General features: G+C 71.7%; 11 protein-coding genes. 6 read left to right on the top strand and 5 right to left on the bottom strand.

The features are described from left to right. Nucleotides 1-149 precede the first annotated feature (149 nt). Entirely contained in the window at nt 150-1,049 is a 900-nt protein-coding gene (locus ABZS58_RS18530; RefSeq protein ID WP_354782904.1) for a TIGR01777 family oxidoreductase, read from the top strand. On the opposite strand, the gene ABZS58_RS18525 is transcribed toward ABZS58_RS18530, so the two are convergent. Next, nucleotides 1,022-2,236 carry a PHB depolymerase family esterase gene (locus ABZS58_RS18525; RefSeq protein WP_354782902.1) on the bottom strand — a complete coding sequence of 405 codons (1,215 nt, stop codon included), beginning with the start codon at nt 2,234-2,236 and terminating at the stop codon, nt 1,022-1,024. The genes ABZS58_RS18530 and ABZS58_RS18525 overlap by 28 nt on opposite strands. Nucleotides 2,237-2,383: 147 nt before the next feature. Here ABZS58_RS18525 and lipB point away from each other — a divergent pair, with 147 nt between their 5' ends. Continuing rightward, nucleotides 2,384-2,992, top strand: coding sequence for a lipoyl(octanoyl) transferase LipB (gene lipB, locus ABZS58_RS18520; RefSeq protein ID WP_354782900.1), 609 nt, complete (start codon nt 2,384-2,386; stop codon nt 2,990-2,992). Here lipB and ABZS58_RS18515 read toward each other — a convergent pair. Continuing rightward, nucleotides 2,989-3,564 carry a hypothetical protein gene (locus ABZS58_RS18515; protein ID WP_354782898.1) on the bottom strand — a complete coding sequence of 192 codons (576 nt, stop codon included), beginning with the start codon at nt 3,562-3,564 and terminating at the stop codon, nt 2,989-2,991. The genes lipB and ABZS58_RS18515 overlap by 4 nt on opposite strands. Before the next feature lie 100 nt (nt 3,565-3,664). On the opposite strand from ABZS58_RS18515, the gene lipA reads away from it, so the two are divergent. Both lipA and ABZS58_RS18505 read left to right on the top strand, forming a co-directional pair. Further along, complete coding sequence (gene lipA, locus ABZS58_RS18510; RefSeq protein WP_354782896.1) at nt 3,665-4,600, top strand: lipoyl synthase; 936 nt, start codon at nt 3,665-3,667, stop codon at nt 4,598-4,600. Nucleotides 4,601-4,624: 24 nt separating this feature from the next. Beyond that, entirely contained in the window at nt 4,625-5,323 is a 699-nt protein-coding gene (locus tag ABZS58_RS18505) for a DUF4191 domain-containing protein (RefSeq protein ID WP_354782894.1), read from the top strand. A 7-nt stretch (nt 5,324-5,330) separates the two neighbouring features. Here the strand turns inward: ABZS58_RS18505 and ABZS58_RS18500 are convergent, their stop codons facing one another. Then, nucleotides 5,331-5,696: an RDD family protein gene (locus ABZS58_RS18500; protein WP_354782892.1), complete on the bottom strand. Its 366-nt coding sequence runs from the start codon at nt 5,694-5,696 to the stop codon at nt 5,331-5,333. A 180-nt stretch (nt 5,697-5,876) separates the two neighbouring features. Between ABZS58_RS18500 and glnA the strand changes: the two genes are divergently transcribed. Beyond that, nucleotides 5,877-7,301, top strand: a complete 1,425-nt coding sequence (gene glnA / locus ABZS58_RS18495) for a type I glutamate--ammonia ligase (protein WP_354782890.1) — start codon at nt 5,877-5,879, stop codon at nt 7,299-7,301. A 129-nt stretch (nt 7,302-7,430) separates the two neighbouring features. On the opposite strand, the gene ABZS58_RS18490 is transcribed toward glnA, so the two are convergent. Then, nucleotides 7,431-10,358, bottom strand: coding sequence for a bifunctional [glutamine synthetase] adenylyltransferase/[glutamine synthetase]-adenylyl-L-tyrosine phosphorylase (locus ABZS58_RS18490; RefSeq protein ID WP_354782888.1), 2,928 nt, complete (start codon nt 10,356-10,358; stop codon nt 7,431-7,433). Next, the gene (locus ABZS58_RS18485) at nt 10,358-11,152 is read right to left on the bottom strand and encodes a type 1 glutamine amidotransferase (protein WP_354783004.1); all 795 of its coding nucleotides are present in this window, start codon (nt 11,150-11,152) and stop codon (nt 10,358-10,360) included. Before ABZS58_RS18485 ends, ABZS58_RS18490 begins: the two co-directional genes overlap by 1 nt. Nucleotides 11,153-11,199: 47 nt before the next feature. On the opposite strand from ABZS58_RS18485, the gene ABZS58_RS18480 reads away from it, so the two are divergent. Further along, nucleotides 11,200-12,078, top strand: a complete 879-nt coding sequence (locus tag ABZS58_RS18480) for an LD-carboxypeptidase (RefSeq protein WP_354782886.1) — start codon at nt 11,200-11,202, stop codon at nt 12,076-12,078. Nucleotides 12,079-12,185 lie beyond the last annotated feature (107 nt).

Raw genomic sequence — 12,185 nt, 5'->3', positions numbered from 1 at the left:
AAGGGGCGCCCCACCCGGGGCGCCCTTTTTCGTGCGGTCATGTTGACCTTGGAGACTTTGGCTCACCCTGACGAGTCAAAGTCTCCAAGGTCAACCCCCCCGGTGCGTCGGTTTGTGGGATGCGGGGTTCGACTGGGCAAGATGACGGCATGCAGATCCTCATCGCGGGCGCTTCCGGGTTCCTCGGCGGGCGGTTGGTGCCGCACCTGCGCGCCGCCGGGCACCAGGTCACGCAGCTCGTCCGCCGGCCCGCCCGCAACCCCGGCGAGCTGCGCTGGGACCCGGCCGCGGGGCTGCTGGACGCGAGCGCCCTGGCCGGCAAGGACGCGGTGATCAACCTCGCGGGCGCGGGCGTCGGCGACCGGCGGTGGACCGAGCAGTACAAGCGGACACTGCGCACCAGCAGGGTCGACACCACGTCCACCCTCGCGAAGGCGATCGCCGCCGCCGGGGACCAGCGCCCGCGGGTCCTGCTGAACTCGTCCGCGGTGGGGTTCTACGGCGACACCGGCGACCGGGCCGTCGACGAGCAGTCCCCGCCGGGTGAGGGGTTCCTCGCCGACCTGTGCCAGGTGTGGGAGGCCGCGACCCACCCCGCCGAGGACGCCGGGACCAGGGTGACGCTGCTGCGCACCGGCTTCCCCCTGGCGAAGGACGGCGGGCTGCTGAAGCCGCTGTACCTGCAGTTCAAGCTGTTCGCCGGCGGCCGGATGGGCAACGGCCGGCAGTACCTGCCGTGGATGTCGCTGCCGGACTGGCTGAACGCCGTCTCGTATCTGCTGGACCGCGACGTGAGCGGGCCGGTGAACCTGACGGGACCCGAGCCGGTCACCAACGCCGAGTTCTCACACGCCCTGGCCAAGGTGCTGCACCGGCCCAACCTGCTGCCGGTGCCGGGGATCGCGTTGAAGGTCGCCGTCGGCGAGTTCGGCGGGGAGGCCGTCGCCAGCCAGCGGGTGCTGCCCGGGGTCCTGGTGCGCGAGGGTTTCCCGTTCGCGCACCGGACCGTCGGGGCGGCGCTTCAGCAGGCGGTGTCGGCGACCACGTAGTAGTTGGCGCCGGTCTGCTGCAGGCCGTGCGTGGTGAACACGTTGTAGAGGCCCATCGCCTGGTTGGAGCCGTTGGCGTACACGTAGCCGCCGCTCTGGTGCGCCCGGCCGGCGGTGACGTGCGCGTAGTTCGACGCCCGCACGCACGGGCCGGTCGTGGGGGTCTGGGTCGGCGTCGGCGACGCGGTGGGCGACGCGGTCGGCGTGCCGGTGGGGGGCACCACGCCGCCGTTCAGGCCCCAGTCGAGCGCCTGGTAGTACGACGAGCAGATGGTGTCCTTGTAGTACGTGCCGGCGGTGCCGCACTGCTCGGTGGCGCTGCCCGGGTCGACCGGGGTCGCGTGGGTCATGCCGGACACCAGGTACACCTTGACCTTGTCGGCGTAGTTGGCCAGCGACGTGCCGCCGGGCAGCGACGACGTGGCGGTCGGGGTCTGCGAGACACCGAGTACGTTCGTCCACTGGTCGCGCAGTTCGGTCGCGTTCGCCGGGGCGACGGTCGTGTCCGAGGTGCCGTGCCAGATCGACACGCGCGGGCGGGTGCCGCTGTAGCCGCTGTACGCGTTGCGGACCAGGTCGCCCCACGCGGCGGGGGTCTTGTCGACGCCCGGGTTCATGCAGCCGAACGCGCTCGTCGTCGAGGTGGCGCAGCGGTACGGCAGGCCCGCCATGATCGCGCCGCCGGCGAAGACGTCCGGGTACGTGGCGAGCATCACGGCGGTCATGGCGGCGCCGGCGGACAGGCCCGTCACGTACACGCGGCCGCGGTCGACCTGGTAGTTCGTGGCGGCGTAGTCGACCATCTGCTTCACGGAGAGGGCCTCACCGCCGCCCCGGGCGGTGTCGCCGGTCTCGAACCAGTTGAAGCAGCTGGAGCTGTTGTTCGCCGATTTCTGCTCCGGCAGGACCAGCGCGAAGCGCCACAGGTCCGCGTACTTGCGCCAGCCGGCGTTGCCGAAGTAGTCCGTCGCGTTCTGGGTGCAGCCGTGCATGGCCACGACCAGCGGCGCGTTCGCCGGCAGGCCGTCGGGGCGGTAGCTGTACATGGTGAGGTTGCCGGGGTTGGAGCCGAAGCTCGACACGGTCGTCAGGGTCGCCGCGTAGGCGGGCGTCGACACGACGGTCAGGCCGGTGGCGGTCGCCATGACGGCGAGGGCGGGCAGGATGAAGCGCAACCAGCGGGGCATGGCGGTGCCCTTTCCTCTCGGGGGGATGCCCACGCTAGGTGTGACGCTTCACGCACCACTATGTCCGTTGTCCACACATTCCTGGCCTGGATGCATGGTGGGGTACCGGCGTTAGGCTGAGGCGTGACCAGCATTCTGGGTTTTGCGGTGAAACGAGCCGGCCTCGTCGACTACGAGACGGCCCTGGCCGAGCAGCGACGCATCCACGAGGCCGTCGTGGACGGCACGGCACCCGACACGGTGCTGCTCCTGGAGCACCCGAGCGTCTACACGGCCGGCAAGCGCACCGAGCCGCAGGACCGCCCGTTCGACGGCACGCCGGTCGTCGACGTCGACCGCGGCGGCAAGATCACCTGGCACGGCCCCGGGCAGCTGGTCGGCTACCCCATCGTCAAGCTCCCCGACCCGATCGACGTGGTCGCCTACGTCCGCCGGATGGAGCAGTTGCTGATCGACGTGTGCGCCGAGTTCGGCCTGGCCACGGTGCGGGTCGAGGGGCGCAGCGGGGTGTGGGTCGCCGCCGACGGGCGCGGCCCGGACCGCAAGGTCGCCGCGATCGGCATCCGGGTCGCGCGGGGCGTGACGCTGCACGGGTTCGCGATCAACGCCGACTGTGACCTGTCCCGCTACGACATCTTCGTCCCGTGCGGCATCCGCGACGCGGGCGTGACGTCACTGTCCGCCGAACTGGGCCGGGACGTCACCGTCGAGGAGGTCCTGCCCGTCGTCGAGCGGCACCTCAAGACGCTGCACTAGCCGATGATCCGGTAGGCGACGAGCGGGATCAGCTCCGGGTCGACGTCGTCGAGGCGGTCGTGCCCGGCGCGGCTGAAGCCGATCAGGCCCTGCAGCGACCGGTCGGCGAGCCCAGGGTCCGCGACAGGGTCGTCGCCGGCCTCGAAGGGCAGCGGCGCGCCCTTGTCCTCCAGGACGCCGGGACCGGTGCAGACGCTGAGCGACCGGACGAGCGCGCCGTCGCGCCACAGGCCGAAGCTGCACCATCCGGCGTCGCTGTGCGCGGCGTGCAGCAGCACCTGCCGGCGCCCGGCCGCCTCCAGGACCCCGTGGGACAGCTCCGACGGCCGCTGCGGGGTCAGCGCCCAGCTGCAGACCAGGTCGAGGCCGGTGAAGCAGCCGACGTACGCGACGTCCCGCGGCGGGTCGAGCGCGTCGGCGAGCAGCTCGTCGCCGATCTCCCGCAGGGTGGCGCCGGGAAAGAGCCGTTGCGCGAGCCCGCGGGTGGCGGGCTTGTCCAGGACCGGGCAGGCCCGCAGGACATCGATGGGATTTCCGTCGGAATAGACCACCAACGTGTCGTTGAACGCCACGGTTGCGTGATTGCCGGGTGTACGGCTCGGGAAACCTCGCAGACGTGACGTCAATCGCGTTCCCGACGGCTGGGCAGGCCTCGGGCGTAGGCTTTCCCGTGTGACCGCCGTTGTTCCGGAAGGCCGTCGTCTGCTGCGCATCGAAGCGCGAAACGCGGAGACGCCGATTGAGCGCAAGCCGCCGTGGATCAAGGTCTCCGCGAAGATGGGACCTGAGTACACGCACCTGCGAGGCCTCGTGCAACGCGAGGGCCTCCACACGGTGTGCCAGGAGGCCGGCTGTCCCAACATCTACGAGTGCTGGGAGGACCGCGAGGCGACGTTCCTCATCGGCGGCGACCAGTGCACCCGGCGGTGCGACTTCTGCCAGATCGACACCGGCAAGCCCGCCGAGTTCGACGCCGACGAGCCGCGCCGCGTCGCCGAGTCGGTCGCGACGATGGGCCTGCGCTACGCGACGGTGACCGGGGTCGCCCGCGACGACCTGCCCGACGGCGGCGCCTGGCTCTATGCGGAGACCGTCCGGCAGATCCACGGCCTCGTCGACGGCTGCGGCGTGGAGCTGCTCATCCCCGACTTCAACGGCGAGCCGAAGCTGCTCCGCGAGGTCTTCGAGGCCGGTCCCGAGGTGCTCGCGCACAACGTGGAGACCGTCCCGCGGATCTTCAAGCGGATCCGGCCCGCGTTCCGCTACGAGCGGTCCCTCGACGTGATCACCCAGGCCCGCACCGCCGGGCTGGTCACCAAGTCCAACCTGATCCTCGGCATGGGCGAGGAGCGCGCCGAGGTGTCCCAGGCGCTGCGTGACCTGCACGACGCCGGCTGCGAGCTGGTGACGATCACGCAGTATCTGCGGCCCACCCCGCGGCACCACCCCGTGGAGCGCTGGGTGAAGCCGGAGGAGTTCGTCGAGCTGCGCGAAGAGGCCGAGCAGATCGGGTTCGCCGGCGTGCTCAGCGGTCCCCTGGTGCGTTCGTCCTACCGGGCGGGCCGGCTCTACCGGCAGGCCCTCGACAGCCGGGCGCTCAAAGCTTGACGGCCTCCCACTAGAGTGGGTGGTATGGCAAAGGCCCAGGAGCCGGAGAAGGTTTCCTTCTTCACTCGGCTCAAGCAGATCGGCATGGTGTTCTCCTTCACCGCCAAGCGTGACAAGCTCTTCGTCCCGCTCGTCGCGGTGGTGGTCCTCGTGCCGCTCATCGCCGTCGGCGTGGCCGTCGCCCTCGGCGTGTCCTGGGTGTGGGCCCCGATCGGTGTCCTCGCGGCGCTGCTGGGCACGGTGATCGTGCTCAACCTGCGCTCGCAGAAGGCGATGATGCGCGAGGCCGAGGGGCAGCCCGGCGCGGCCGCCTCGATCATCGAGAACATGCGCGGCGACTGGCGGGTCACCCCCGCGATCGTCTCCACGACACAGTTCGACATGGTGCACCTGGTCATCGGCCGGCCCGGCGTCGTCCTCCTCGGCGAGGGCAACCCGACCCGGGTCCGCGGCCTGATCAACCAGGAGCGCCGCCGCCTCGTGAAGGTCATCGGCAACGCCGACCTGCGCGACTTCGTGATCGGCAACGAGGAGGGCCAGCTGCCGCTCGCGAAGCTGCGCAACACGCTCGTCCGGCTGCCGCGCACCATCACCGGCAAGGACGTCAACGCGCTCGACAAGCGGCTCACCGCCCTGTCGGCGCGCCCGCAGATGCCACGCGGCGCGATGCCGAAGAACATGAAGCCGCCGAAGGGCGCGTTCAAGGCGATGCGCGGGCGCTGACCCCCGCCTATGAGGCCGCCGGTGCCGTGCCGACCACCCACGAGCCGGCGGCTTTGTCGTGCAGTCCGCGGCCGTCCTTGTCCATGATCAGCGCCGGAACCGCCAGCAGGAGCAACGCCCCACGCAGAATGGCCCGCGGGACCCCGATCGGGCCGCCTGTGGCCATTGACACACACCGGATGCTGAAGAGCCGCATGCCCAGGGTCTGCGCGAAGAATCCGAGAAACAGCCCGTAGACCACCAGCAGAATGCCGGGTGCGAGCCACGGCGCCTCGACCGGATCCGCGAACGCCCTGCTGATGAGCAGGCACAACAGCCAGTCGACGAGCAGCGCGCCGAAGCGCCTGGACAGCGAGGCCCCGGAGAGTTCCACGACGGGTCAGCCTACCGAACAGGTGACCGTCGATGATCGGCTGAACCGGTGGCGCCGAAACACAGTGGAAACAATCGAGACATGCCTGGGCAATCGCACAGTTCTACGGTCGCGACCAACCAGCCACCTTCACACTGAAGTGATCACCACGACTGGCACTGCCTGCGACCTGGAGGACGAGTGTTCGCCAATTCTGACGAGCTGCTGCGATACGTGAAGGACGAGGGCGTCCGCTTCGTCGACATTCGCTTCTGCGACCTGCCGGGCATCATGCAGCACTTCAATGTCCCCGCCGAGTCGTTCGACGAGAGCGTGTTCAGCGACGGCCTCGCGTTCGACGGTTCGTCCATCCGTGGCTTCCAGGCGATCCACGAGTCGGACATGATGCTGCTGCCGGACCCGACGTCCGCCTTCATCGACCCGTTCCGGATCGAGAAGACCCTGGCGCTCAACTTCTTCATCCACGACCCGTTCACGCGTGAGGCCTACTCCCGTGACCCGCGCAACGTGGCGAAGAAGGCCGAGGCGTATCTCGCGTCGAGCGGCATCGCCGACACCGCGTACTTCGGCCCCGAGGCCGAGTTCTACATCTTCGACTCGATCCGGCACGAGACGTCGGCCAACCAGGCCTACTACTACATCGACTCGGTCGAGGGCTGGTGGAACTCCGGCAAGGACGAGCCGGGCGGCAACCGTGGTTACAAGACCGCGTACAAGGGTGGCTACTTCCCCGTCCCGCCGGTCGACCACTACGCCGACCTGCGTGACCAGATCGTGCAGCGCCTCATCGGCGCCGGCTTCATCGTGGAGCGCTCGCACCACGAGGTCGGCACCGCCGGCCAGGCCGAGATCAACTACCGCTTCGGCACGCTGCTGCAGTCCGCCGACCAGCTCCAGCTCTTCAAGTACATCGTGAAGAACGTCGCCTGGCACGCCGGCAAGACCGCGACCTTCATGCCGAAGCCGCTCTTCGGCGACAACGGCTCCGGCATGCACACCCACCAGTCCCTCTGGCTGGGCGGCGAGCCGCTGTTCTACGACGAGGCCGGCTACGGCGGCCTGTCGGACACGGCCCGCTGGTACATCGGCGGCCTGCTGCACCACGCGCCGTCGCTGCTGGCCTTCACCAACCCGACGGTGAACTCCTACCGCCGCCTGGTCCCCGGCTACGAGGCCCCGGTCAACCTGGTCTACTCGCAGCGCAACCGCTCCGCCTGCACCCGTATCCCGGTGACGGGCACGAACGCCAAGGCCAAGCGCGTCGAGTTCCGCGTCCCGGACCCCTCGGCCAACGTCTACCTGGCCTTCGCCTCCATGCTGATGGCCGGCCTGGACGGCATCAAGAACAAGATCGAGCCCCCGGCCCCGATCGACAAGGACCTCTACGACCTCCCGCCGGAGGAGGTCGCCAACGTCAAGCAGGTCCCCGGCTCGCTCGAAGAGGTCCTCAACACCCTCGAAGGCGACCACGGCTTCCTCCTCGAGGGCGGCGTCTTCACCCAGGACCTGATCGACACCTGGATCTCCTACAAGCGCGCCAACGAGGTCGACCCGGTCCGCCTCCGCCCCACCCCGCACGAGTTCGCGATGTACTACGACGTGTGATCCACCCCCGCCACGCTGAACGGCGCGGCGGGTAGCTCCTCCAGACGGCGGTCACGCCCGGCCCTCACCGGCCGGCGTGACCGCCGTTTCGCGTCGTGCCACGATCCGGCCACGGACGGGTCGGCGCGGCTAGTGGGCGTCGAAGATGCGCTCCACCGCCTGGCGGGCCCGGCGGGCGACCCGCAGGTACTCGTCGAGGAACTCCTGGGGCTCCACGCCGCCCAGGATGCGGGCCACGGCGGCCAGGTCGGGGCCCTGGCGCGGGAGCTGGTCGGTGGCTCGGCCGCGGACCAGGGTGAGCAGGTTGCGGACCCTGGAGGCCTGCTCCCAGGCGGACTGCATGGCGGTGGCGTCGGCCGGCTCGATCAGGGCCGCCTCGGTCGCCGCGGCCAGCGCCGACAGCGTGCGGGTGGTGCGCAGCGCGGGGACGGTGCGGCCGTGCAGGAGCTGGAGCAGCTGGACGGTCCACTCGACGTCGGCGAGGCCGCCGCGGCCCAGTTTCGTGTGGGTGGCGGGGTCGGCGCCGCGGGGCAGGCGTTCGCTGTCGACGCGGGCCTTGATGCGGCGGATCTCGTGGATCTGGTCGCGGGTGAGGCCGCCGTCCGGGAAGCGCATCGTGTCGGCCAGCTCCAGGAAACGCTCCCCCAGAGGGACGGAGCCGGCCACGTGGCGGGCGCGCAGCAGGGCCTGTGCCTCCCAGACCTTCGACCAGCGGGCGTAGTACTGCTGGTAGGCGTACAGGCTGCGCACCAGCGGACCCTGGCGGCCCTCGGGGCGCAGGTCGGCGTCGACGCCCAGTGGCGGGTCGGGGGCGGGTCGGGCGAGGAGGCGGCGCAGGTCCTCGGCGACGGTGAGCGCGAGCCCGCTGGCGGCGTCGTCGGCCATGCCGGGCGGCGGCTCGTAGACGAAGAGGACGTCGGCGTCGGAGGGGTAGCTGGTCTCCTCGCCGCCGAGGCGGCCCATGCCGATGACGGTGAAGTGCAGGCCGCGGTCGACGGCGGGCACGGCGGTGACGCCGAGGGTGGCGGTGAGCGTGGCATCGATGACGGCGGAGAGGGCGACGCCGACGGCGGACACGTCGAGGAAGCCGAGAAGGTCGGCGCAGGCGATGCGGAACAGCTCGCGGCGGCGGGACGCGCGGACGGCGTTGATCGCGGTCTCGGGGTCGTCGTGGCGGGCCGCGGCGGCGGCGAACTGGGTGGCGAGCTGGGCGGCGGTGCGGGGCACGAGCTCGGCGTCGTCGGCGAGGAGGCGCAGCGCCTCGGGGTCGTGGACGAGGAGTTCGGTGACGTACCGGGACAGCGCGAGCAGCCGGGCCAGGCGCAGCGCGACCGGGCCCTCGTCGCGCAGGAGCCGCAGATACCAGGGGGTGTTGCCGAGCGTGTCGGAGACCTGCCGGTAGGCGAGCAGCCCGCGGTCGGGTTCGGGGGCGTCGGCGAACTCGCTGAGCAGGACCGGCAGCAGCTGCCGCTGGATGGCCGCGGTCCGGGACACGCCACCGGTGAGGGCCTCGATGTGGCGCAGCGCGCCGGCGGGGTCGGCGAAGCCGAGCAGCTCCAGGCGGGCCTTGGCCGCGGTCGCGGTGAGGCGCAACTGCTCGCTGGGGACCCGGGCGACGGCTTCGAGCAGCGGCCGGTAGAGGAGTTTCGCGTGCAGCCGGCGTACCTCCTGCGCGTGCCGGACCCAGTCGGCGCGGAAGGACTCGACGGCGTCGCGGGCGGCGTTCGGCCGGTAGCCGAGGGCGTGCGCGAGCCAGCGCAGCGCGGCCGGGTCGTCGGGCACGGTGTGGGTCCGGCGGAGGCGTTGCAGCTGGAGGCGGTGCTCGACGGTGCGCAGGAAGCGGTACGCGCGCAGCAGCGCCTCACCGTCGGCGAGCCCGACGTAGCCGCCTTCGATGAGGGCTCGCAGGCCCTCGATGGTGGTCGGGGTGCGCAGGGTCTCGTCGGCGCGGCCGTGCACCAGCTGCAGCAGCTGCACCGCGAACTCGATGTCGCGCAGCCCGCCGGGGCCGCGTTTGATCTCGCGGTCGACCTCGGTGCGCGGGATCTGCTCGACGATGCGGCGGCGCATCGCCCGGACCTCGTCGACGGCCTCGGGGCGTTCGGCGGCGGACCAGATCAGCGGCTGGAGCTCCTGCAGCCACCGGGCGCCGAGCTCGAGGTCACCGGCGGCGGGACGGGCCTTCAGCAGCGCCTGGAACTCCCACGTCTTCGCCCACTTGCGGTAGTACGCGAGGTGCGAGGCGACGGTCCGCACGAGCGCGCCGCGGCTGCCCTCGGGGCGCAGGGCGGCGTCGACGGGCCAGGCGACGAAACCGCAGATCTCCATGAGGCGGGCGGCGAGTGTGCTGCCGGCCCGCATGGCCACCTCGACGTCGACGCCGTCGGCGCCTTCGGCGCCGCCCAGGGGCTCGGCGACGAAGACGACGTCGACGTCGCTGACGTAGTTGAGCTCCCGCCCGCCGCACTTGCCCATCGCGACGACGGACAGGGTGCAGACGCCGGCGGACGTGGGATGCTCCACCGCGGCGATGGCCAGGGCCGCGGACAGGGTGGCGTCGGCGAGCTCCGTCAGGCGGCGCATCGTGACGTCGACGTCGGCCGCCCCGGTGAGGTCGGCGGCGACGATGCGGAGCAGTTCCCGCCGGTACGCGCTGCGCAGGAGCGGGACCGTGGACGCGTCGCGGGTCGCGTAGCCGGCGGGGCGATGGTTCTGCTCGCCCTGCAGCTCCTTCCACTCCGCGGGGTTGGCGACGAGCAGGTCGCCGAGGGTCGCGGACACGCCGAGCACCCCGATGAGCCGCCGCCGCAGCGACCGGTCGGTGAGGACGGCGTCGCGGACCTCCTGCCCCGCCGCCTCGACGAGCCGGTGCAGCTGGAAGAGCGCCAGGTCGGGGTCGGCGGCGAAGTACAGCGTGTCGAGCAGCGTCGCGGCGTCGTCGTCGGTGGGGCGGCGGGTCTCCGGGTCCCACAGCCGCAGCCCCTCGGGCCCGGCGAGGGCAGAGGAGCGGGCGTCGTCGGTGAACCCGAAGCGGGCGAGGTGACCGGCGGGGGGCATCAGGCGGGCCCCAGCAGCGGCAGGGACCGCAGGCCGCCCTCACCACGCGGGGTACGGCCGAGCGCGACGGCGGCGAACCGCTCGGCGAACGGCTGCCACACCTCGGCGACATCGGGCAGCGCCGCCTCGACGCTCTCCAGGAGCTCGATCGGGTCGATGCCGAGGTCGGCGAGGGTGCCGACGCCGTCCATCGCCCACTGCGCGAACATCGGCAGGTCGCACTCGATGTGGAACTGCAGGCCCCACGCGGTCGCGCCGATCCGGAACGCCTGCACCGGGTAGTGGGTGGACGCGGCGAGCAGGGTCGCGGTGACGGGCAGCTCGACGATCTCGTCGACGTGCCAGTGCAGCACGTCCGGGGCGAACGGCACGGCGGCGAAGACGGGGTCGGTGTCGGCGACGTCGCGGCGGGCGACGAGCCGCACCCCGATCTCGGGCCCGGCGGCGCTGCGCTCGACGGTGCCGCCGTGCGCCTGGGCGAGCAGCTGCGCGCCGAGGCAGATCGCGAGGGTCGGCACCTTGTGCCGGACCGCTTTGCGCAGCAGGCCGTCGAGCTGCGGGAACCACGGCGCGGCGCGGGACCCGTCAGGGCCGGGGAACGCGTCCTGCTCGCCGCCGAGCACGACGAGGGCGGCGTAGCCGTCCAGGTCGGCGGGGAGTTCGTCACCCGCGTGCGGGCGGACGACGGCGAGCTCCAGGCCACCGTCCGTCAGCCAGCCGGCGAGACGCCCCGGACCGTCGCTGGGGTCGTTCTCCACCACGAGCGCCAACCGTCCCCGCGGGGACCCTTCGATCGTCACGACCCGACAATAACGGCGTGCGAGTGCTACGACGCGGAGACATGGTCGCTCTGGTGTCACCGTCCGGGCCGACGAGACCGGACCGGGTGGCCCGGGGCATCGAGCTGCTGTCGAGCTGGGGGCTGCGGGTGCGCACGGGCCGGCACGTGTTCGACCGCAGCGGATACCTGGCCGGGCACGACGACGACCGGCTCCGCGACCTCAACGACGCCTTCGAGGACCCGGATGTCCGCGCCGTCGTATGTACGAGAGGCGGCTACGGCGCACAACGCATCGTCGACAGGGTGCGCCTGGGCGAGCCGAAGCCGCTCGTCGGGTTCTCCGACATCACCGCGCTGCAGCTGGCGGTGTGGCGGACCGCCGGATGGCCGGTGGTGCACGGGCCGGGCGCGGCGTGGTTCGACGACCGTCTGCCCGCGGACTCGGCCACCTCCTTGTGGGAGGCGCTGTTCACGTCCGGGCCGCTGCGGTCGTACACCAGCGGCGACGAGGAAACGGGTGCCGTGCGGGTGCCGGGGGCGGCCGTCCGCGGGGTGCTGCTCGGCGGGAACCTCTCGATGCTGGCCAGCACGATCGGCACCGCCGACATGCCGTCGTTCGCCGGAAGGATCATGCTCCTGGAGGACGTGGGCGAGGCGCCGTACCGCGTCGATCGCATGCTCACCCACCTGCGGCGTTCCGGTGCGTTCGAGGGGGTCCTGGGGGTGGCCGTGGGGCAGTTCACGAACTGCGCGGACCGCGGGCCGACGACCGTCGTGGACGTGCTGCGCGAGCATCTGCGCGCCCTCGGGGTGCCGGTGCTGGGCGGGCTGAGGATCGGGCACGGCGTGGGGCAGGAGACGGTGGTGCTCGGTGCTCCCGCCGTCCTGGACGCGGACGTGGGCTGCCTCACCTCTCGCGCCGACCGGTCTTCTGGCTGATGGCGGGCGGCCGGGGCTGCGGCAGGATTGCGGGCATGAGTGAGCGAAGCGAGCGAATCATGTCGCAGGGTGGACTTGGCGCTCATGTCGTCGGTGAGCGAAGCGAG

It is taken from the genome of Dactylosporangium sp. NPDC005555 (assembly GCF_040605635.1).
In the GTDB taxonomy this organism is placed as follows: domain Bacteria; phylum Actinomycetota; class Actinomycetes; order Mycobacteriales; family Micromonosporaceae; genus Dactylosporangium.
Note: the sequence above shows the minus strand (reverse complement) of the source record. Positions and strands in the feature narration are given on the sequence as shown.

What these genes read in the sequence shown, in the direction of transcription:
- ABZS58_RS18530 (WP_354782904.1), top strand. Translation starts at nt 150, where the DNA reads ATGCAGATCCTCATCGCGGGCGCTTCCGGGTTCCTCGGCGGGCGGTTG.
- ABZS58_RS18525 (WP_354782902.1), bottom strand. Translation starts at nt 2,236, where the DNA reads ATGCCCCGCTGGTTGCGCTTCATCCTGCCCGCCCTCGCCGTCATGGCG.
- ABZS58_RS18505 (WP_354782894.1), top strand. Translation starts at nt 4,625, where the DNA reads ATGGCAAAGGCCCAGGAGCCGGAGAAGGTTTCCTTCTTCACTCGGCTC.
- ABZS58_RS18490 (WP_354782888.1), bottom strand. Translation starts at nt 10,358, where the DNA reads ATGCCCCCCGCCGGTCACCTCGCCCGCTTCGGGTTCACCGACGACGCC.
- ABZS58_RS18480 (WP_354782886.1), top strand. Translation starts at nt 11,200, where the DNA reads ATGGTCGCTCTGGTGTCACCGTCCGGGCCGACGAGACCGGACCGGGTG.